This window comes from Alcaligenes sp. SORT26 (assembly GCF_017377875.1).
GTDB lineage: Bacteria > Pseudomonadota > Gammaproteobacteria > Burkholderiales > Burkholderiaceae_B > Alcaligenes > Alcaligenes parafaecalis.
Genome location: NZ_CP070975.1, coordinates 688,899 through 705,996, shown reverse-complemented (window position 1 = coordinate 705,996; position 17,098 = coordinate 688,899). Strand labels below are relative to the sequence as shown.

General features: G+C 51.2%; 24 protein-coding genes. 15 read left to right on the top strand and 9 right to left on the bottom strand.

Features of this window, described 5'->3' with window-relative positions:
- Position 1: 1 nt before the first annotated feature.
- Complete coding sequence (locus tag JYG33_RS03245) at positions 2–313, bottom strand: CII family transcriptional regulator (protein WP_153229998.1); 312 nt, start codon at positions 311–313, stop codon at positions 2–4.
- Positions 314–346: 33 nt separating this feature from the next.
- Between JYG33_RS03245 and JYG33_RS03240 the strand changes: the two genes are divergently transcribed.
- Entirely contained in the window at positions 347–511 is a 165-nt protein-coding gene (locus JYG33_RS03240; protein WP_207874322.1) for a hypothetical protein, read from the top strand.
- A gap of 237 nt (positions 512–748) precedes the next feature.
- Here the strand turns inward: JYG33_RS03240 and JYG33_RS03235 are convergent, their stop codons facing one another.
- Positions 749–943, bottom strand: coding sequence for a hypothetical protein (locus JYG33_RS03235; protein WP_207874320.1), 195 nt, complete (start codon positions 941–943; stop codon positions 749–751).
- A gap of 63 nt (positions 944–1,006) precedes the next feature.
- The gene (locus JYG33_RS03230; protein ID WP_207874318.1) at positions 1,007–1,270 is read right to left on the bottom strand and encodes a YdaS family helix-turn-helix protein; all 264 of its coding nucleotides are present in this window, start codon (positions 1,268–1,270) and stop codon (positions 1,007–1,009) included.
- A 243-nt stretch (positions 1,271–1,513) separates the two neighbouring features.
- Between JYG33_RS03230 and JYG33_RS03225 the strand changes: the two genes are divergently transcribed.
- The 3 genes from JYG33_RS03225 (at position 1,514) to JYG33_RS03215 (ending at position 4,532) form a co-directional block, all read left to right on the top strand.
- Positions 1,514–1,774 carry a hypothetical protein gene (locus JYG33_RS03225; RefSeq protein ID WP_207874316.1) on the top strand — a complete coding sequence of 87 codons (261 nt, stop codon included), beginning with the start codon at positions 1,514–1,516 and terminating at the stop codon, positions 1,772–1,774.
- 231 nt (positions 1,775–2,005) lie between these two features.
- A complete protein-coding gene (locus tag JYG33_RS03220) occupies positions 2,006–3,211 on the top strand; it encodes a P63C domain-containing protein (RefSeq protein WP_207874314.1) in 1,206 nt (401 codons plus the stop codon).
- Between the two features lie 499 nt (positions 3,212–3,710).
- Entirely contained in the window at positions 3,711–4,532 is an 822-nt protein-coding gene (locus JYG33_RS03215) for a KilA-N domain-containing protein (protein ID WP_207874312.1), read from the top strand.
- A 126-nt stretch (positions 4,533–4,658) separates the two neighbouring features.
- Here the strand turns inward: JYG33_RS03215 and bamE are convergent, their stop codons facing one another.
- Positions 4,659–5,060 (bottom strand): outer membrane protein assembly factor BamE, encoded by a 402-nt coding sequence (gene bamE, locus JYG33_RS03210; protein ID WP_207874310.1) that lies wholly within the window; start codon positions 5,058–5,060, stop codon positions 4,659–4,661.
- A gap of 906 nt (positions 5,061–5,966) precedes the next feature.
- Here bamE and JYG33_RS03205 point away from each other — a divergent pair.
- The gene (locus JYG33_RS03205) at positions 5,967–6,221 is read left to right on the top strand and encodes a hypothetical protein (protein ID WP_207875950.1); all 255 of its coding nucleotides are present in this window, start codon (positions 5,967–5,969) and stop codon (positions 6,219–6,221) included.
- On the opposite strand, the gene JYG33_RS03200 is transcribed toward JYG33_RS03205, so the two are convergent.
- Positions 6,196–6,333 (bottom strand): KTSC domain-containing protein, encoded by a 138-nt coding sequence (locus JYG33_RS03200; RefSeq protein ID WP_207875718.1) that lies wholly within the window; start codon positions 6,331–6,333, stop codon positions 6,196–6,198. The two genes, JYG33_RS03205 and JYG33_RS03200, sit on opposite strands and share 26 nt — an antisense overlap.
- Before the next feature lie 192 nt (positions 6,334–6,525).
- On the opposite strand from JYG33_RS03200, the gene JYG33_RS03195 reads away from it, so the two are divergent.
- Positions 6,526–6,855 carry a hypothetical protein gene (locus JYG33_RS03195; protein WP_207874308.1) on the top strand — a complete coding sequence of 110 codons (330 nt, stop codon included), beginning with the start codon at positions 6,526–6,528 and terminating at the stop codon, positions 6,853–6,855.
- A gap of 513 nt (positions 6,856–7,368) precedes the next feature.
- Here the strand turns inward: JYG33_RS03195 and JYG33_RS03190 are convergent.
- Entirely contained in the window at positions 7,369–7,578 is a 210-nt protein-coding gene (locus tag JYG33_RS03190; protein WP_207874305.1) for a cold-shock protein, read from the bottom strand.
- Positions 7,579–7,905: 327 nt separating this feature from the next.
- Between JYG33_RS03190 and JYG33_RS03185 the strand changes: the two genes are divergently transcribed.
- From JYG33_RS03185 to ssb, 5 genes are all read left to right on the top strand, one after another.
- Positions 7,906–8,265, top strand: a complete 360-nt coding sequence (locus JYG33_RS03185) for a hypothetical protein (RefSeq protein ID WP_207874303.1) — start codon at positions 7,906–7,908, stop codon at positions 8,263–8,265.
- A gap of 278 nt (positions 8,266–8,543) precedes the next feature.
- Positions 8,544–9,611 carry a hypothetical protein gene (locus JYG33_RS03180; RefSeq protein ID WP_207874301.1) on the top strand — a complete coding sequence of 356 codons (1,068 nt, stop codon included), beginning with the start codon at positions 8,544–8,546 and terminating at the stop codon, positions 9,609–9,611.
- A gap of 7 nt (positions 9,612–9,618) precedes the next feature.
- Positions 9,619–10,383, top strand: a complete 765-nt coding sequence (locus tag JYG33_RS03175; protein WP_207874299.1) for an ERF family protein — start codon at positions 9,619–9,621, stop codon at positions 10,381–10,383.
- Positions 10,383–11,018 (top strand): lambda exonuclease family protein, encoded by a 636-nt coding sequence (locus tag JYG33_RS03170; protein ID WP_207874297.1) that lies wholly within the window; start codon positions 10,383–10,385, stop codon positions 11,016–11,018. Before JYG33_RS03175 ends, JYG33_RS03170 begins: the two co-directional genes overlap by 1 nt.
- Positions 11,019–11,534: a single-stranded DNA-binding protein gene (gene ssb / locus JYG33_RS03165; protein ID WP_207874295.1), complete on the top strand. Its 516-nt coding sequence runs from the start codon at positions 11,019–11,021 to the stop codon at positions 11,532–11,534.
- Between the two features lie 113 nt (positions 11,535–11,647).
- Here the strand turns inward: ssb and JYG33_RS03160 are convergent, their stop codons facing one another.
- Positions 11,648–12,433, bottom strand: a complete 786-nt coding sequence (locus JYG33_RS03160) for a hypothetical protein (protein ID WP_207874293.1) — start codon at positions 12,431–12,433, stop codon at positions 11,648–11,650.
- A gap of 65 nt (positions 12,434–12,498) precedes the next feature.
- Between JYG33_RS03160 and JYG33_RS03155 the strand changes: the two genes are divergently transcribed.
- Together JYG33_RS03155 and JYG33_RS03150 are read left to right on the top strand one after the other, a co-directional pair.
- A complete protein-coding gene (locus JYG33_RS03155) occupies positions 12,499–13,410 on the top strand; it encodes a recombination-associated protein RdgC (protein WP_207874291.1) in 912 nt (303 codons plus the stop codon).
- 197 nt (positions 13,411–13,607) lie between these two features.
- Complete coding sequence (locus tag JYG33_RS03150) at positions 13,608–14,663, top strand: DNA cytosine methyltransferase (protein ID WP_207874289.1); 1,056 nt, start codon at positions 13,608–13,610, stop codon at positions 14,661–14,663.
- Here JYG33_RS03150 and JYG33_RS03145 read toward each other — a convergent pair.
- Positions 14,660–15,466 carry a hypothetical protein gene (locus tag JYG33_RS03145; RefSeq protein ID WP_207874287.1) on the bottom strand — a complete coding sequence of 269 codons (807 nt, stop codon included), beginning with the start codon at positions 15,464–15,466 and terminating at the stop codon, positions 14,660–14,662. The two genes, JYG33_RS03150 and JYG33_RS03145, sit on opposite strands and share 4 nt — an antisense overlap.
- Before the next feature lie 281 nt (positions 15,467–15,747).
- Between JYG33_RS03145 and JYG33_RS03140 the strand changes: the two genes are divergently transcribed.
- On the top strand, positions 15,748–16,128 hold the full coding sequence (locus JYG33_RS03140; RefSeq protein WP_207874285.1) for a hypothetical protein: 381 nt from the start codon (positions 15,748–15,750) through the stop codon (positions 16,126–16,128).
- A complete protein-coding gene (locus JYG33_RS03135) occupies positions 16,125–16,352 on the top strand; it encodes a hypothetical protein (protein WP_207874283.1) in 228 nt (75 codons plus the stop codon). Before JYG33_RS03140 ends, JYG33_RS03135 begins: the two co-directional genes overlap by 4 nt.
- 27 nt (positions 16,353–16,379) lie before the next feature.
- Here JYG33_RS03135 and JYG33_RS18745 read toward each other — a convergent pair whose 3' ends face one another.
- The gene (locus tag JYG33_RS18745; protein WP_347708948.1) at positions 16,380–16,589 is read right to left on the bottom strand and encodes a hypothetical protein; all 210 of its coding nucleotides are present in this window, start codon (positions 16,587–16,589) and stop codon (positions 16,380–16,382) included.
- Between the last annotated feature and the right edge of the window lie 509 nt (positions 16,590–17,098).

Here is a 17,098-nt window from a genome sequence, read left to right as displayed (position 1 = left end):
GTCAGTCCTCTTCTCGCTCAAGCTCAGCAATGAAGTACTTGGCCACAACGCGCTTCATAAACTTGAGCTCGTCCCGATCAACCACCATCGATGTGGTTCGAGAAACCTGAAAACCCAACGAAGCCAACAGAAGACAGATTGACTCCAGGTCATCCTTCACCCAGCGGCTTACCGTGCTTGGGTCCACGCCGATGCAAGCTGATGCACGGGCCTGCGTTACCTCTGCAAGTCGGCTCATGATCAGTGCTTGAATTCGTGCACCGTTCTTGCGTGTGCTTTCGCGCCGCTCGCCCGATACTGTTTCTGTGTTCATCGAATACATCCAAATAAAACAAGGGCCAATCAAATGACCGAAACCGAGAAAATCTTGACCCAGGCAGAAGACATCGCCCGGCGCACTTTTGAAGAACCAACGCAGCAAACCGTCATGCAACTGTTTGCGCGTCTGTGTGATGAGCAGGACACGCGGGAACTAGATGAACCCGCCTGCCCTACTCATGAACTGCATTAAGTGGCCAACTCCAATCAGCTATGCTTAGAGATTCCAGTAACTAAACTTTTTGAAAGGAATTGGCCGTGAGCGATTCAAAATCTGATGAATTTGAGCTTCTAACTTGTGCAATCAAGGCTTTGGTGGAAACGCACCCAGACAAAACAGCATTTCGAAATTGCTTTCTTGCTCTAGCAAATGCAAAAGAAATAAAGGGTGGCGGGAAACTGCTGCAGTCCATCTTGAAGTCCGCTAGCACTACTTCTGACGACTGATCAAAGTGATGTCGTAACCATGTTCGAGACCGTCTTTAATCATGCTTTTCCCTAGGATCATCTTGTTGAAGACGGTTTCATCGATCTCGTTCTCGCGCTCTGTTTTCGTACTTGCGCGATGCATCTCTAGCGCCGGGCGGATCAGAAACAAAACGAATCGGGCATATAACTTGCGCATCAGCACTCTCCTTTCGTAATAACGTCGGTCGGGCCGATTGGAATCGGCTCCCGCTTTTCTGAATCACACATTGGTACGCTCCTGTGGCGAGGGACTCAGAGGGGATCTCCTAAGCTCAGGCCAAATGTCCGCCCAGTCGTGTGGACGCAGATGTTTCCGGCTTAGCTCCCCATTCGTCCTTTCCTCTATACGCACGCAAACCTTTTCAGATACTGGGCGGATATCGTTCAGGAATTGATAGACCTGAGACTGGCTTACGCCAATCCTCCGGGCGAACTCAGCCTGAGTCAGGCCAGTCGCATTTAGGTAGTGAGCAATAGGGTTCATGAACAAATACTAGCATCGCTATTAAATTGAATCAATAGCTATGCTAGTTGCACATATTAATAGCGTTGCTATATTTCGCCAATGCAAACACGCAAACCCTTGTCCCAAACCCCGCAAGACGACGCTGCGCGTCTGAAACGCCTATACAACGAACGCACGTCTCTCTCACAAGCAGAGTTCGGGGCTCGTTTTGATATAGGCAACCAGGGGGCTGTGTGGCAGTACTTGAACGGCAGAAGGCCCTTGAATATGAAGGCGGCCAAGGGGTTTGCGTCTGGCCTGGGCGTAAATATCGAAGACTTCAGCCCTTCGATCGCTCAGACGATTAAGGCAGCAGAGATGTGGACCGGCGACAGCGAAGACGGGGCTGCTTGGCCATTCGATTTGCTTGATGAGCGAAAAATCCAAGCCCTGGACAATAGCGCCAGATCCCAGTTGGAAAAGTCAGTTCTGAATGCCGCCGCCCAGCTCGGTCTGGACGTAAAGAAAGACGAGAGCAAGTGAATGATAGGAAACGTGACCCAGCCCAGGGAGGCTGTACGTAAGAAGGACTGAGCAGGAAGAGACAAGGAGCCGTTTGGCTCCTTATTTTTTAACCACGAAACACTTAGATTTAGCCTCGCATGTGAAAACATGGAAGACAAGAGGCGGACAGAAGCGACAAATAAAGCTGACTAAAAAATAAAATCCATTAATAACTGACTGTAAAAATCTCAAAACCCCTAGGAGAAGATCATGCACGCACGCGAAGTCATCAATCTATTCGGCGGCCAGTCTGCGCTAGCTCAACTCTTGGGAATAGCTCAAAGCACAGCAGCGTATTGGGCCAAGTCCGGGACCATTCCAGTGAAATGGCACCTTAAACTAATGGAATTAGCTCGGCAGTACGGCCTTGCGTTAAAACCCGAGGATCTAATCAGCATTAACCCATTAAGTACTAGTATCTCGGAGCAACTGTTTTCAGATATTGGTCTGGCAAATCCATCTGTCAACAACCTGCAGCAATCAACCAACAACGAGCCCACCGAGAAAACAGAGCAGAGGACATCTCAATCTTTGCCCAAAGCTGTATATCCTGGGCTGCTTCCTATTGGAGACGTTGAATTAGAGTGCGCTGTGCTAGAGAATGAGACACGCGTGCTATCAGCAGCCTCGATCTTTAAGGCTTTTGGGAGGCCGCGAAAAGGGGCGAATTCCCGACTTGAGATAGATGGGACCAAAATCCCCCCTTTTATTGCCGCAAAAAACCTAGAACCTTTTATAAATCAAGAGGTTTTAGACCGGACCAAAGTAATTCGATACCTTGATGGAAGGCAGGAAAAAACCGGGTACTCAGCCGGGCTACTTCCAAAGATGTGTGAGGTTTATTTAGCAGCGCGACGTGCAGGGGATGACATCTTAACGGAACCACAGAAGAAACTTGCGATCCAGTCAGAAATACTCTTAAGCGCTTTAGCCGAAGTGGGTATAGACGCTCTGATTGACGAGGCTACAGGATTTCAGAAAGACCGTAAGCACGACGCTCTGCGTCTTCTGCTTTCCAAGTATCTGGCGGAAGGACTTCAAAAGTGGGTTCATACCTTTCCAGATTCGTTTTTCGCTGAACTGGACAGGCTGTACGGTAATCAACCTACCACATCTAGATCAAGGCCGCAGTACTACGGGAAATTTATCAACAAATACATTTACGAGCCTCTTGAGTACGGATTTTTGAAAAGTAAGTTGAACGAACTGAATATTACTTCGGACGGCAAGAGACGGGCGAGATTTCACCAATGGCTTAGCGTAGACGGGCGCAATATGCTAGTCCATCAAATTGGGCGAGTACAAGGGAAAATGGAAGACAGCCGAGATATAAAATACTTCGTAGGAAAAGCAGCTCATCAGAAGCAGATCTCAATTGCTCCATACCTATTTGAAGAAATGAACCTTACAGATTGACGGTCCTAAACCCTACACCTAGAGGTTTTTTCAAACCCATGTCACTAGCCCCGCCAAGCGGGGCTTTTTATTCAACGGTAACTCCTTGATCTGTTTGCCCTACTCCTTTTACCCCTACTGGGTGTGAGCTACATCAATACCCGCGTCAACCGATCAAGAAGTTACGCCGTAATGACCAAACTAAAACACCTGTCCCGCCCCAAAAACCACTACATATAGTGGTGTATATAAAAACAGCCATAAAAAATATCAATAAAAACAGATCAAAATTGTAACAGACTAGTGCCCAGACAGACTTTCTATCTGGACTAACCAAATGGAACGCCATAGAATGTAACGGCAGATAAAGAAAAAGCCGCCTGGGTTTGGGGAAACCCGGCGGCCTTGAGATGTCTGTATTTCTTGCTAGCACCAAGAAAATGACATCCGTGTCTGTAGGTATTGTCTAATTTTGTGGTGCTGGCGTCAACCTGACTTGCAATGTAAGGAACGTACACCAATGCGCCCGCAACATCAAACATCACTCTACCTAATCACACACAAGACGGATCAAGGGATAGTTCAGCAACGCTCATCAGACGGCTACATCAATGCCACAGAACTTTGTCACGCAGCCGGCAAACGTTGGCATAACTACGTTCGCAACGAGACTACTGGAAATTTTTTACGAGCACTTGCTGCCAAAACGCGAATTAGCGTTTTGGATTTAAATCAAGAGGTTAGAGATAAGAACGGTACCGCTAGCACGTGGGTACACCCAAAAGTCGCCATTCATCTTGCGCAATGGCTATCAGCTGATTTTGCTGTACAAGTCTCCGAGTGGGTGTACGAATGGATGAGCGGCCAAGGAGCACCGAGAGAACCAGCCCCACTCCCTTCTCATCTTGCAAGGTACCTTGCTAACGATCCCAACGTCCACCCAGGATACTTCTCTGTCCTACAGGAAACAGCACTAAACCTTTTCGGCCCTCTACATAACGTTGGCTTTATCATTCCAGCAGATTGGGTTCCTGATATTTCAGTCGGCCGTAGTTTTTGCAAGTGGTTGAGAGAAAACAAAGGTATGGATACCAACTCATTACCAACCTATCAACACATATACCCAGATGACGGACGTGTTGTAGAAGCAAAGCTTTACCCCGATACGCTATTGGCGGATTTTCGAACCTGGTTCCGAAATGTTTGGCTCCCTGTGAATGGGGTGAGTTACTTCAAGCGAAAGAATCCGGATAGCTTAGCTTATTTAGATAAACACCCAGCACTAGCGATAGCAGCACCCTCGTCACCGCCCCGAATTGCACGTCGCAAGAAAGCTGCGTAGTAGCCCTAAAGTAAAGATTGGTTCTTTAACTACTACTCTCCAATCTTAAGAAAAAGCCCCTCCGGGGGCTTTTTCTTAGGCGTTACTTCTGTCCTTCTTCTTTTGTGTCAGGTTGGCTATGCCAGACTACTGCTTACGGGGCTGGTTCTCAACTGACTCAGCATCCACCGCAATGCCGGTAGCCGTGCCCATTTCGCTCTCGGCGCTGGTGTAGTCAAGCAGCTTGCCCTCTTTGTCAAAGCGGAGCATTACGCTAGTTGAGTTCGTGTCCACACCACCGACAAAAGCTCCAACGAATGGGATAAAGGTAGATGCCCGGGTGCGTGACTCAGCATAGACATACATTAACGTACGAGTGCCATCAGAGTTTCGCATTGACGTTGTTGGTTTGCCAAAGCGCGATAACACATCAGCCTGGGTTGTCTCGCCTACTTTCATTTCACTCAGGTGCTCGTCTTTCACCTGGACGCCTGTCGAGGCACAACCCACAAGCGCAGCGATTGCCACTGCAGCCAGAATCTTTTTCACTCCCCTCTCCCAAGTAACGAATAAAGACGAAATCGTACCAGATTAGGCTGGCGCAGGGCTTACACGGGCCAGCCAAGCCGCCCAGTCCAAGACCAAGACCAAGACCAAGACCAAGACCAAGACCAAGACCAACAGTTAGCCGCATTACCTTGACCTAAAATACTGTATAGATATACAGTACAACTATCCCCCCGCCCCGCCATATTGGTGCGCTCCACGTAGCTCCCACGAATCAGAGCGCGTATTTAAAACGCCCACTTGTAAGAGAAGAGCATTGCGATATGACGAGTTTCATTGACACTCCACCAACGCGGCCTCTCGGTCTATCGTTGGAGGATTCCGAGATGGCCCAAAAACGCTCTGCCCAATTAGCTGAGCTTATCCCTGTATTGACTTCCGGACTACAGCCCAACTTGCTGGAACTCGCCATTGAGCTGGCGGAAGACTTGACCAGCGCACTATCTAACCTACGTTAATAGAAACGCCCCTTCCCGCTTCGGCGGGTTTTTAACCACAAATCAAATAGCGTTGCTATTGACTTTAGAATACTAGCAATGCTAGTATTCATCTCAACGCTCCACCAAAACCGCAGAACACCTTTAGGCAAAGCCACGGTAAGTAACGGTTCAGAGAGCGCCAGCAGCAAAGGCTGCGCCCGCTACGGCGGAGGCTCTTTAAAAACACACCTGCCGATGTTGCTCACCCTGCCTATGTGGGGTGTTCGTCCGGCATCAATGGCACCCACAAACATGGTTGTGGCTCTGCGCGGTATCCCTGCCGTCTCCAGTCCGTCAAAGCACGGTTTACGGAGAAAGAGGGTGAGGCGTAGACGGCCAAAAACGGAAACGGTCACGCTGGTTGGAATCCCAGCAACGGCCTGGAAACAGGCCGCTTTGGTAAGCATCAATGGTGGTGCTTACTGAAGCGAGAGGATTAATGACTGAGATAAAAGATGCCCGCCGAAGGGCTATTGATAAGGCCAATCAGGCCCTAAAGGCTGCACGACTAGCGATGTGCGCGACCAACAACACGCTTACAACCGATCGTCCAGATCTTCCGCGATCAGAAGGAACCTCCTGGACGATCGACTTCAATAAAGAAATAGGCCTTATCGACCAGGCTATTCAAGCGCTATCTAGCACTGATAGCGATCACGAATAACCCTGTCGAAGTAAGTGCCCTTGGATGGCGCAGACATAAGGCCGTCGTATACAGATTGCGGAACTCCGCAGTATGTATATGTAATGCCACCGCTAGTAAACCGTATCTGCATTCTTTTAGTGTTGGGGTCGTAGCCAACCGCAGCAATAGCACTGGATCGAACAGGAATCACGCTCTCCCTCCATGTCTAGTTGTAATCGGAATTTCCAACTTAGCACGGAAGGTGACAGCCGGGAATAGACCGGCATTATCCGAGGCAGGTTTCATTGAGAGTCGCGCCGGATGGCAACCAAGGGAGAAACCCATGTCAGCATTTTGTGTATTTGGTATGACCGAGCCGCTGGCCAAATCGCTGGCAGCGCGTAAAGCCCCCCCCAAGAAGGCGCGGGAAAAGATGACCGCCCAAGAACTGAGCGAGTGGTATGCGGAGCGGGCGGCAACGATTCTTGAGTCGAGCAAACCCCGGCAAGTGTCGCCTGAGTTTGACGCACCGCAGTTCTGCCAGGACTGGATCGACTTGGCGCACAAGACAGTCAAAGCCAACGGGCTGCGCGTGATGTTTCGCGGACCGAAACCCGATGGCTCCATCAATAAGCGTACAGGCAAGCCGCTCATGGCATGGCTGCCCTACTGAATCATGACCCGCCCAGGCGGGCCGGCACTGCCGGATCTCCTCGGGCCCGCGGCGGGCCGACCTGGGTAGCCGTACTGGCAGCAGATAGTGATCTGCCTTCCCTGCGCCAGGATAGGGGCATCACATAGCAGCAATGCGTAGGCTGATACGCAGGGGGACGTGGCTGACTCCCGGGGATGGCTCAAGCGAATAAGCAAGCTCGACGCCGCCTAAGAAGCGCCTCAACCCGGAGATCAGTGCCGGGGCTGCTATGTGATGGTCAGCAGGAAACTAGCAGGCACCGGATCGAGTAATCCGGCCAGCCAGGAATAACGGGGATGATGTGCCGCTGGCCTCCCCGCCGCTGGCATACGGGTAGCACCCGGCAAGCCACACGCCAGCCTGAGAGCGCACAGGCCCATGGCCCGCATGGTAAGAGTGGGCGCCCACATACGAAAAGGCCGAACCCAATGTTTCAAAGGGCCCGGCCTTAACCGATCAACTCAACACTTGCCTAGTCAGGCAAGCAGGGGATCAAACGATTTGGATCTGGGTAGCGCAAGGGCCTTTTTGGCCAGCGCCTGCAACGAAAGAAACTCGTTGGTTCTCGTCAAGAGACTTAAACCCAGTACCCTGAATTTCACTGTGGTGTGCGAAGAGGTCTTTACCGCCACTTTCCGGTGCGATGAAGCCGAAGCCTTTTTCGTTATTGAACCACTTCACGATACCAATTTCTGTTTTCAATGTATGTCCTAATTAATCAGGGGAAAAATGTCCCTGGACACACTATGAGCGCTGTTCACATATATAGATAGCGTTGTTACAAAGTAAGCCACCAAGCCTTACTCAATCTCGGGCTCTCCAGCCGCAGCATTCCCAATCCCTTAACCAATTCTAAATCAGCCCCGCCCACGCCATGGGCGGTCGGGAGTGCTGCGACTAGAGGGCATAGAACTCTGGGACTCCACCAATACCGCTCCGGTGCGCACCGGACGTGAGGGTGGTGACCACAAGCTAACCCTCTTCCCTTTCAATGGCGCCGGACGCGGCGCAATCCCCCCGGAGCTAAACATGAACGCTTTTGCTATGCGTGAGATAGACGCGCACGAGCTGGCGGAGCGCCGCCGCGCCTATATCGCGGAGCAGATCCGCAACTGCCTGTACGGCAAAACACTGTACGTGAACATCGCCTGGACCCTGCAATCGATTCCTCAGAAGGTAAGCCGCATAGGACTAATCGAGGAAATGGAGAATGCGCTTCTGACGTCCAGTTCGGCAGGTTTCGACTATTCGGCAAAGCTGCTTGCTGCTCTGGATGATGAAAGCCTGCGCCCTGCCCTACGCACCAAGCGTGAGCGAATCATCGGCGATTGGGCAGACACCACGCATAACTGCATGACCCAGCAAGAGCTGGAGGCGCTGCCGTGCTGATCGAGTTTTTCATCTTTGCAGTGTTCTTTTGCTGCGCTGCTTTCTTTGTTGCGCTCGGAATTGAGGGCGTTCTTAGTATCTGGAGGCAACAGTGAATGACCAGAACCCCGGCTTCCCCCGCACCCGGCGCCGCAATCAATTCGACGGACGGGGATGCTACGCACCAAATAGCAGCACACCTCCTTGGGGCTGGCCCCTCACCCTACTCTTTGCCATAGCAGTCTGCGGACTGCTTTTTTTCGGCCCGACTCTGGCGGCCCGAGCGATTGGAGCATGACATGACCGAAGTCTTAGAGCTGACGGAACTGCCGCCGGCAGAAACGGCGCTGCAAATTTACCAAACACCAAACGGTCTGGACCCGTATATCGAGCGCATCCGACAAGAAGTCACCGGGCATGCGCCGAACCTGAAGACCGACAAGGGCCGAAAGGAAATCGCCAGCCGCGCATTCAAGGTGCGCAAGATCAAAACCGCTCTGGATAGCCTGGGCAAAGAGCAGGTGGACCGGCTCAAGGAAATCCCCAAGCTGATCGACGCTGAACGCAAGCGCATGCGTGACGAACTGGACTCACTGGCGGACGAGGTGCGCAAGCCTCTGACGGACTGGGAAGAAGCAGAGGCCAGCCGGGTAGCGCTCCACCGTGCCGACCTGGACGGTATGGCTGATCAAGCCCGAGAAGTCGGTGGGCTTGATGTTGAATCCCTGCGCCAGCGCATCGCAGTGGTTGAGTCTGTGGTGATAGGCGAGTCCTGGGAAGAATTTGAGGCTGAGGCTCACCGGGTCAAAGCCAAAGCTCTGGAAATCCTGAACGCAGCCCTGACTGAGCGCCAGAAGTACGAAGCTGAGCAGGCGGAACTGGCCGAGCTACGACGCAAACAGGCCGAGCAGGAGCAGAAAGACCGCGAAGCTGAGATTGCTCGCCTAGCGGCAGACAAAGCCCGAGTCGACGCGGAAGCCAAAGCCCAAGCTGAGCGCGATGCAGCCGCCAAGCGTGAGGCGGACGCGAAAGCCGCCCAGGTCAAGGCCGAGCAGGACGCCAAGGACGCCGCCGAACGCCAGCGCCGCGCCGAAGAACAGGCCGAAGCTGAACGTCTTGCATCAGCCGAGCGGGCCAAGCAAGCCGCTGAGGCTGCCCGTCAGGCCGAAATCAAACGCCAGGCCGACGAAAAGGCAGCCGAAGAGGCCGAGCAGCGCCGCCGCGAAGAGGACAAAGCGCACAAGGCCAGCATCAACAACGCCGCCCTAGCTGCATTCATCGAAAACGGCATGCCAGACGAGTGCGCCAAGCAAGCCGTCATTCTGATTGCCAAGGGCCTGATTCCGGCTATCCGAATCCAGTATTGAGGACACTATGAGCACAGAAATCATTGAGGCGCCACAACGCGAACTGACCGCGCCAGCAGATCAAGTACCCGCCAACTCGCCCATGGGCATGATGATGGCTGCAATGAAACAAGGCGCCACGCTCGACCAGGTGGAGCAGATGATGAACCTGCAACAACGCTGGGAAGAGCGCGAGGCCGAGAAAGCGTTCAACGATGCCCTGGCTGCATTCAAGTCCGAAGCTGTCGAAATCATCAAACGCAAAACTGTCGATTTCACCGGTCAAAAGGGACGCACCTACTACAAGTACGCAGAGCTTTCCGATGTGGTCGAAGCGGTAGGCCCTGCCCTTTCAAGGCATGGCTTCGCCTGGAGCTGGAAAACTCATCAAGAGAAAGACTTGATCCGCGTTACCTGCATTCTCAAGCACCGACAGGGCCATACCGACTCTGTGTGGCTTGAGGCCAACGCAGACCAAAGCGGGAGCAAGAACAACATCCAGGCCATCGCGTCCACCGTCACTTACCTAGAGCGCCACACCCTCAAAGCCATCACCGGCGTTTCTGAAAAAGGTGACGACGATGACGGACAAGGCAGTGCTAACTCGAAGATCAGCGCCGATCTACGCGACGAGTGGATCAGCGAAGTGACCAAGACTGACACACTCGAAAAGCTGGAAACCATCTGGCAGGAAGGCGGCAACGTCATTTACGCAACCAACAATCTTACCGATTACAACGCCTTCAAAAAGGCCGTATCGGACAAGAAAAAGATGCTCACGGAGGCTCAATAATGGAAGGCTTAATCATTCACACCGCCGAACAGGGCACCCCAGAATGGCTCCAGGCCCGTAAGGGCATCATCACCGGCAGCCGTTTCAATGTCTGTCGCGACCGGCTAAAAAACGGTGCTCCATCCAAGAAATGTTTGGACTACGCCATGGACGTGGCGCGGGAACGTGAAGGCGGTGAGCCCTTGCAGGTCTTTGTAAACGGCGCCATGCGCCTGGGAACCGAACAAGAGCCCTACGCCCGCGCTGTTTATGAGCGTAAGACAGGCCACATCGTTGACGAGGCCGGTTTCATCACGACACCGGACCGCCTGTTTGGGGTCAGCGTAGACGGTTTGGTAGGCGATGACGGGATCATTGAAATCAAGACAATGGTCAGCAGCGACACCCTGTTCACAGCCTTTGTGAACGGTGATATTGCCGCCTATGTAGATCAGTGCAATGGCGCAATGTGGCTGCTTGGCCGAAAGTGGGTGGATCTGGTTTTGTGGGTTCACGACCTGGACCGCATGAAAATCATCCGCATCGAGCGCGACGACAACCAGATCGACTCGCTGGAATCCGATCTGATGAAGTTCGAGCGAACAGTCACCAAGTATCAGCATGAACTGCGGGACGCCCTGCTGGAGGCCGCATAAATGGCCTCAGTCAACAAAGTCATTCTGGTGGGCAACCTTGGCCGCGACCCAGAAGTACGCTACAGCGCAGAAGGCTCGGCCATCTGCAATATTTCCATTGCCACGACTTCGCAGTGGAAAGACCGTACCTCCGGCGAGCGCCGCGAGGAAACCGAGCGGCACCGTGTGGTGTTCTACAACCGTCTGGCTGAAATCGCGGGTGAGTACCTGCGCAAAGGCCGTCCCGTTTACGTAGAAGGTCGCCTGCGCACCCGTAAATGGACAGGCCAGGACGGTCAGGAGCGTTTCACCACCGAAGTTATTGCCGAGCAAATGCAAATGCTGGGCGGTCGTGACGGGGAAGCACAGCAACCCAACTCACCGCTACAGGGCCAGCAGCGCAACAACTACGCTGATGCCACTGGGCGTGATCAGCAGCAAAGGCAGTCTCCACCGCCCTCGTCCGGCAATCTGGCGGATATGGACGATGACATCCCGTTCGCCCCTCTACTCTCACGCAACGCCTACTGCATCTGAACTAGCGCCTGGCCCGAGCCCGTAAGTGGACCGGCCAGGACAGCCAGGAGCGCTACACCTCCGAAATCATTACGAAACAGATACAAATTTTGCGCTATCTTGAGTAATAAGAACTACAAACCAGAAGAGGGCTCGACCTCAAACCGACCGCTAGTAAACATTCGCTTAAAATCTCTCTCTCCGTCAGGAAGATTTTTCCTTAACCATTCGACCGAAAGAGCATGCACATAAACTTTCTTCAGCAAGGAATCCATTCTATTCTCTAATCGCTCAATTTCCTCCAACTCTTTATTCCTGCTGGCACGAAGGCTGCCTTGCCCATCAAGCATATTATCCCTGTTGTAGAGAGCAGATAGAGCGGAAGCATAATTTTGAGCCACTGATTCCTTGACAAGCTCCAAGCAGGCAATCATTTGAACAAGGTTATCAATATCATTCGATTTGAAATATATAAGCTTATCAACATTATTTAAAAGCGCTCTTAAATGTAGAAATCCGCCTCCAGATATCATTTTCATTAACTCATTCCGCTTTTTTTCTTGCAATAAATTTATCATCAAAACAAGATCATCATGAACGGCAGCGTAGGCACCCACAAACACCCTTTCGTATATATAAATCTTGTTTTTTTTATCCAACTCCATTTCTAATTTTTTATCTTCTCGTTCGTTCTCTGCAATATATATTGCAACCCGTCCCGCATAAACGGCAGCAAGAGCTGCCCCTAGCGTACCGATAGTTGAAAGTATGTCCAGCCATGATTCAGCCTCGAACATCGACCACGATGTGTAGACACCATAAATAATCCAAGCTGAGACCAACCCGCCCGCATAACCCACCAGCAAACCAAATTTTCTTTGGGTGATCGAGCTGTAATCCTCTTTCCATTTAATTCTCATAGCCCTCTCGCTACATGCAGTTACATAACTGCGTGAGCATAGCCCATCCTGAAAGGAATACACCCATGTGGTTTAAGAACTTGCGTATCTATCGCATGGATACGGCATTTGCCCTGTCCGCTCAACAACTGGCCGAAATGCTGACCAAACATCCATTCACGCCATGCGGCAGCCAAGAACCTCTCAGCCTCGGCTGGGTGCCGCCACGCGAAGGTGGTGAGCTGGTGTATGAAGTGAATGGTCACTATCTGATCTGCATGCGTGCTGAGAAGAAATTACTGCCGAGTGCTGTGGTCAACCAGGCAGCCCGCGAGAAGGCCCGCGAAATTGAAGAGCAGCAAGGCTATAAGCCAGGCCGCAAGCAAATGAAGGAAATCAAAGAGCAGATCATCATTGATTTGATGCCCCGCTCCCATGCCGTGCAGCGCGACACCATGGTCTGGATCGACGCACGAAACCATTGGTTTGTTATCGATACTCCAGCCGTGGCGAAGAGTGATGAGGTGCTGGGCTTGTTCGCCAAGAGCGTAGATCCCTTCCCTGTTCTGCCCCTGTATACCGAGTGGTCACCCGCAGGCGCCATGACGGCCTGGTTGGTTGATGATGAAGCCCCCGCCAATTTCAGCATTGACCAAGATGCTGAGCTGCGCTCTACAGGCGACAGCGGTGCTGCCGTGCGCTACGTCAAGCAAAGCGCCGACATTGACGAAGTGCGCAAGCACGTTGAAGCCGGCAAGCAATGCACTCGTTTGGCCATGACCTGGGCGGATCGCATCAGCTTTGTGCTGACCGACGCGCTGGACGTCAAACGCGTGGCCCCGCTGGACATCCTGACTGAAAAACAAGATGTGACGGCCGTCAACGATGACGAAATCTTTGATGCTGATATGACGCTGATGACTTCGGAGCTGGGCGGCCTGATCGCTGACGTCGTGACTGTGTTAAATAGTGCACCTCCGTCCTCGGGCTATCTCTAGCTGCCACACTCCGCCCTACCCCTTTACCCCAGCCCCTTTGCAATGGACACTACAAAGAAGAAAGAAGCCAGCTTAGTGCTGAGCCTAGCTCCTACAATGCAACAACATCTAATATGTAGAATAAAAACAACATATTGCTGGCCAAGATGAGAAAACCTTCTTAAAATTGACCCACTTTTTACTGGATAAAAACACACATGAGTTTGCGAATTATCTCCCTCTTTTCTGGCGCCGGCGGTATGGACTTTGGAGCACACGCAGAGGGCTTCCAAACGGTTTTAGCACTCGACAAGTTTGCAGCGTCTACGGCTACATTTGCCAAACACTTTCCAGACACTGACGTTAAAACGACGGGTATTTTTGAGTTTAATGAAAGCAAGAAGAATCCATATCCCGAAGCCGACATTTTGATGGGTGGCTATCCTTGCCAATCATTCTCTATGGGCGGCTTAAGAAATCCAGCAAAAGACGAGCGATCCAATCTGTTCTTAGGCTTTGCTGAAGCAGTTAACAGAATAAAGCCAAAAATATTTATCGCAGAAAACGTTTCCGGCTTAACAAAAATAAAAAATGGCGAATGGTTCAAAAAACAAATTGACGTTTATGAAAACCAGCTCTCTGTCAAGTACCACGTATCCTCAATGCTATTGAATGCTGCTGACTACGGTGTTCCACAACAACGAAAGCGAGTAATTATTGTTGGTGTTCGTCATGACATTAATAATAAATTCATCTTCCCAACGGCAACTCACTGCAAACCTTCTCTAGTGAAGAAAACAGGACTTCTGCCTTGGGCTTCTCATGGTGAGGCTATCCGTCATTTACCGCCAAATCCAATAGGCGAGTATTATGAACGTCCACATGACCCTGAGGGAAACTTCTCCTGGTATTTCATGTCTCGTAACCGCCGGCATCGTTGGGATGAAACTGCATTCACTGTCGTTGCAAACTTCCGCCACGTAACACTCCATCCCGCCTCACCCCTGATGGAGCTTGAGTGGAGCGACCTGGCAAATGGCTGGAAACAAAAATGGCGCTTTACGGACATATATGACCACTTAGAATTTGCGCCAGAATTTCCAAACTTACATCCTCCAAGAAGGTTATCTTGGAGGGAGTGTGCCGCTATACAAACGTTTCCTTCTTATTTTGAACCTGAGGGAGATTTAGCAGAAAAATTTGAACAAATTGGAAATGCTGTTCCACCACTCTTAATGCAGCAAATAATGAGAAACATAAAAGAAATTCTTTAAGCGCCGAAAAGCCGAGCAGACTTAGCCTGCAATCTCTCAACGGTTGGCTTAGGAAGAGTAAATAGATCAGTTCCATACGCCCTGGAGCTTATCTTTGGATAGTATTTAAACTGACTACCCGACAAGGCATACCATTCATAAATACGGCCGCCTGTCTCATCTAAACCAACCAATCTTTTACCCTCAAACTGCCACTTTTCTGGTTTTGGTAAATTTATATTAAATGTTGACACCAACCAATCCCTCTCCCCCCTCAGCATCGGTGAATAAAGAACCGATATAAAAATACTCTCTTTATCCACAAAAAATAGATTGTTTTTTGTGGAATTTTTTTCTTTATATTTACCCTCAGAAAGAATTCTTTCTTTCACCTGTCTAGCCAATATTATTTCCCCAAACTTCTCTGGATACCTCATCTCTAAAAAATCATTTTCTGTTAGGTTGTTTTCTCTGCATAACCGCCAGTCACTCGCACTAGAATTCGAGATTTCAAGATGAGCTCTTAAATCCAGTTTTTTATAGCTTCTTAACTCCTTAACTTCTTTTGATTTTATAGAAGCACCACGAACCGCCACACCCCCACTCTCATTAAACTCAATGAGAAAATCATAGAACATTTTGCTTTCAGTTGCGCTCCCATGCAAAAATTCCGCAAAGCATCTTTCAATCTGCCTAGAGTCCGCACGAGAACTACCATCTTTCTCACGGTAGCCTCCCGTCCCATCCCGGTACGTCCCAAGATAATTAGCCAACACTCTTAGCTCAGCAGGCGTCGGGTTTTTGGTAAAAAACGCTCGTTCCATTTTATCTTTAATTAAAAACGGTAAGTGTTTTAGTTTACGTTACTAAGGACAAATAAGCGACGCATCCTTTACATGACACGCCATCCCAGCAGCACACGTTTGCCCCGCCTTCGACACATCGAACCGGGGCAATTTTTTACCCTTCGCTATGACCCCGCGCCCCGGCAACTGATCCGCCGTACGCACACCCACGGTCATTTCAATAACGGATATGCATCCCTGTGCCATAAGCTGCAACGCTCTTGTGTGGTCTGGGGTGAGAACAAATGGGAGGCCAGTCCATGAGCGACCTCTTCTATTTACAAGACAGCCGCAGTTATGTGGGGAACGACATGCTGTTCTGGGGGCTGAACGACAATGGATACACCACCGACCTGCGAAAAGCCCAGCTCTACACCCAAGAGCAAGCCCAGGCGATGCACAACAGCCGGGAGACTGACATTCCTTGGCCCAAGGCGTACATCGACGCAAAGACTCGCCCAGCCGTGGACATGCAGTACGTCAAACGCGATGAAGCTCTGGCTGGGACAGGGATTGTCCTAGCTGAGCGAAAACCCGAGAGAGAAGAACCGCTCCGCTGCCAAGGATGTGGCTCATTCATTTCCAAGGTCAACTTTTGGGCCGGATGTTGCCCACGGTGCCAGGAGGACAGCAGGCCATGAAAAACAAACTTGATGTTTCACGTTTCATCGAAATCAATGAAATCCCCCCAGGCTCACAATCTCGATACTTGGTTGGCGCGGGAGACTCCCGCACAGGCCAATTCGGCGTAGCCATCGCAACCATTGCTGTAAAAGGCGCTCGCGGCTATGGGGTCATTCTTCATCTGGATAGCGGAAAGCTGGATTGCTTTGATCCCCAACAACTTTTTCCGGACTTGTCATGAGCAACCACCCACACAACCGATTGCGCTCTATCCCGAAGTGAGAGTCGGCCACCGTTTCTGCTGCATCTTCCTGACGACATACGCCTGCCACGCCTTTGGCTCAAGCGGAGCCTTCCTTCTGTGCCTGCGACTATTACAAAACCAACACGCCGCAACGATGTTGCCAGCTATCCGGCCGCCGTCACAACGAGCCTTGAGATGCTCCGCAGTGCATTTTGTAATGGGAGATTGATCCATGTGCTGCCCGCAATAAAAGCAGCAACCATTTTGAAGTTTGAATGCCCGCGCACGAGCTTTTTGAAGTGATGTCTTAGCCATAGCGGCTCCTAATCAATGAAGAAAAGGCGCCAGCCATCAAGGCTATGTCTCATCAGTTTCCTGTCTGAGGCATGGGTCCATGCATTGCGCATCTGACCAAGATCGTGAAATTAATCGCCGCTCTCCCACGGAGCATTCCCGTGGCGGTTTTGATTATAGGGTAAAGCAGATTCCCTGGCTTAAAAGCTGCAGCTGAAACACAACAACAAGCCATTTCGACCTGTACGAATCTCAGTCGGCTTTCGCCGGTTTTTTTTATGGAGAACACAACCATGCCACAACCCAACAACTTAATGGCACCCGCTTACAAAAGCGCCCCCACCCTCCACCCCGAAGGCCTGTATCGGTGGGACGAGTTCGCCGACCGCATCCCATTTAGCCGGGAGACTTGGCGGAAACGAGTACTTGCTGGACAGGCGCCAGCGGCC

Coding starts and splice junctions, on each gene's coding strand:
- JYG33_RS03180 (WP_207874301.1), top strand. CDS start 8,544: ATGACCGAAGTCTTAGAGCTGACGGAACTGCCGCCGGCAGAAACGGCG.
- JYG33_RS03230 (WP_207874318.1), bottom strand. CDS start 1,270: ATGAACCCTATTGCTCACTACCTAAATGCGACTGGCCTGACTCAGGCT.
- JYG33_RS03200 (WP_207875718.1), bottom strand. CDS start 6,333: ATGCAGATACGGTTTACTAGCGGTGGCATTACATATACATACTGCGGA.
- JYG33_RS03215 (WP_207874312.1), top strand. CDS start 3,711: ATGCGCCCGCAACATCAAACATCACTCTACCTAATCACACACAAGACG.
- JYG33_RS03170 (WP_207874297.1), top strand. CDS start 10,383: ATGGAAGGCTTAATCATTCACACCGCCGAACAGGGCACCCCAGAATGG.
- JYG33_RS03185 (WP_207874303.1), top strand. CDS start 7,906: ATGAACGCTTTTGCTATGCGTGAGATAGACGCGCACGAGCTGGCGGAG.
- JYG33_RS03205 (WP_207875950.1), top strand. CDS start 5,967: ATGGTGGTGCTTACTGAAGCGAGAGGATTAATGACTGAGATAAAAGAT.
- JYG33_RS03135 (WP_207874283.1), top strand. CDS start 16,125: ATGAAAAACAAACTTGATGTTTCACGTTTCATCGAAATCAATGAAATC.
- JYG33_RS03220 (WP_207874314.1), top strand. CDS start 2,006: ATGCACGCACGCGAAGTCATCAATCTATTCGGCGGCCAGTCTGCGCTA.
- JYG33_RS03160 (WP_207874293.1), bottom strand. CDS start 12,433: ATGAGAATTAAATGGAAAGAGGATTACAGCTCGATCACCCAAAGAAAA.
- JYG33_RS03195 (WP_207874308.1), top strand. CDS start 6,526: ATGTCAGCATTTTGTGTATTTGGTATGACCGAGCCGCTGGCCAAATCG.
- JYG33_RS03140 (WP_207874285.1), top strand. CDS start 15,748: ATGAGCGACCTCTTCTATTTACAAGACAGCCGCAGTTATGTGGGGAAC.
- JYG33_RS03145 (WP_207874287.1), bottom strand. CDS start 15,466: ATGGAACGAGCGTTTTTTACCAAAAACCCGACGCCTGCTGAGCTAAGA.
- ssb (WP_207874295.1), top strand. CDS start 11,019: ATGGCCTCAGTCAACAAAGTCATTCTGGTGGGCAACCTTGGCCGCGAC.
- JYG33_RS03175 (WP_207874299.1), top strand. CDS start 9,619: ATGAGCACAGAAATCATTGAGGCGCCACAACGCGAACTGACCGCGCCA.
- JYG33_RS03245 (WP_153229998.1), bottom strand. CDS start 313: ATGAACACAGAAACAGTATCGGGCGAGCGGCGCGAAAGCACACGCAAG.
- JYG33_RS03150 (WP_207874289.1), top strand. CDS start 13,608: ATGAGTTTGCGAATTATCTCCCTCTTTTCTGGCGCCGGCGGTATGGAC.
- JYG33_RS18745 (WP_347708948.1), bottom strand. CDS start 16,589: ATGGATCAATCTCCCATTACAAAATGCACTGCGGAGCATCTCAAGGCT.
- JYG33_RS03235 (WP_207874320.1), bottom strand. CDS start 943: ATGCGCAAGTTATATGCCCGATTCGTTTTGTTTCTGATCCGCCCGGCG.
- JYG33_RS03240 (WP_207874322.1), top strand. CDS start 347: ATGACCGAAACCGAGAAAATCTTGACCCAGGCAGAAGACATCGCCCGG.
- JYG33_RS03155 (WP_207874291.1), top strand. CDS start 12,499: ATGTGGTTTAAGAACTTGCGTATCTATCGCATGGATACGGCATTTGCC.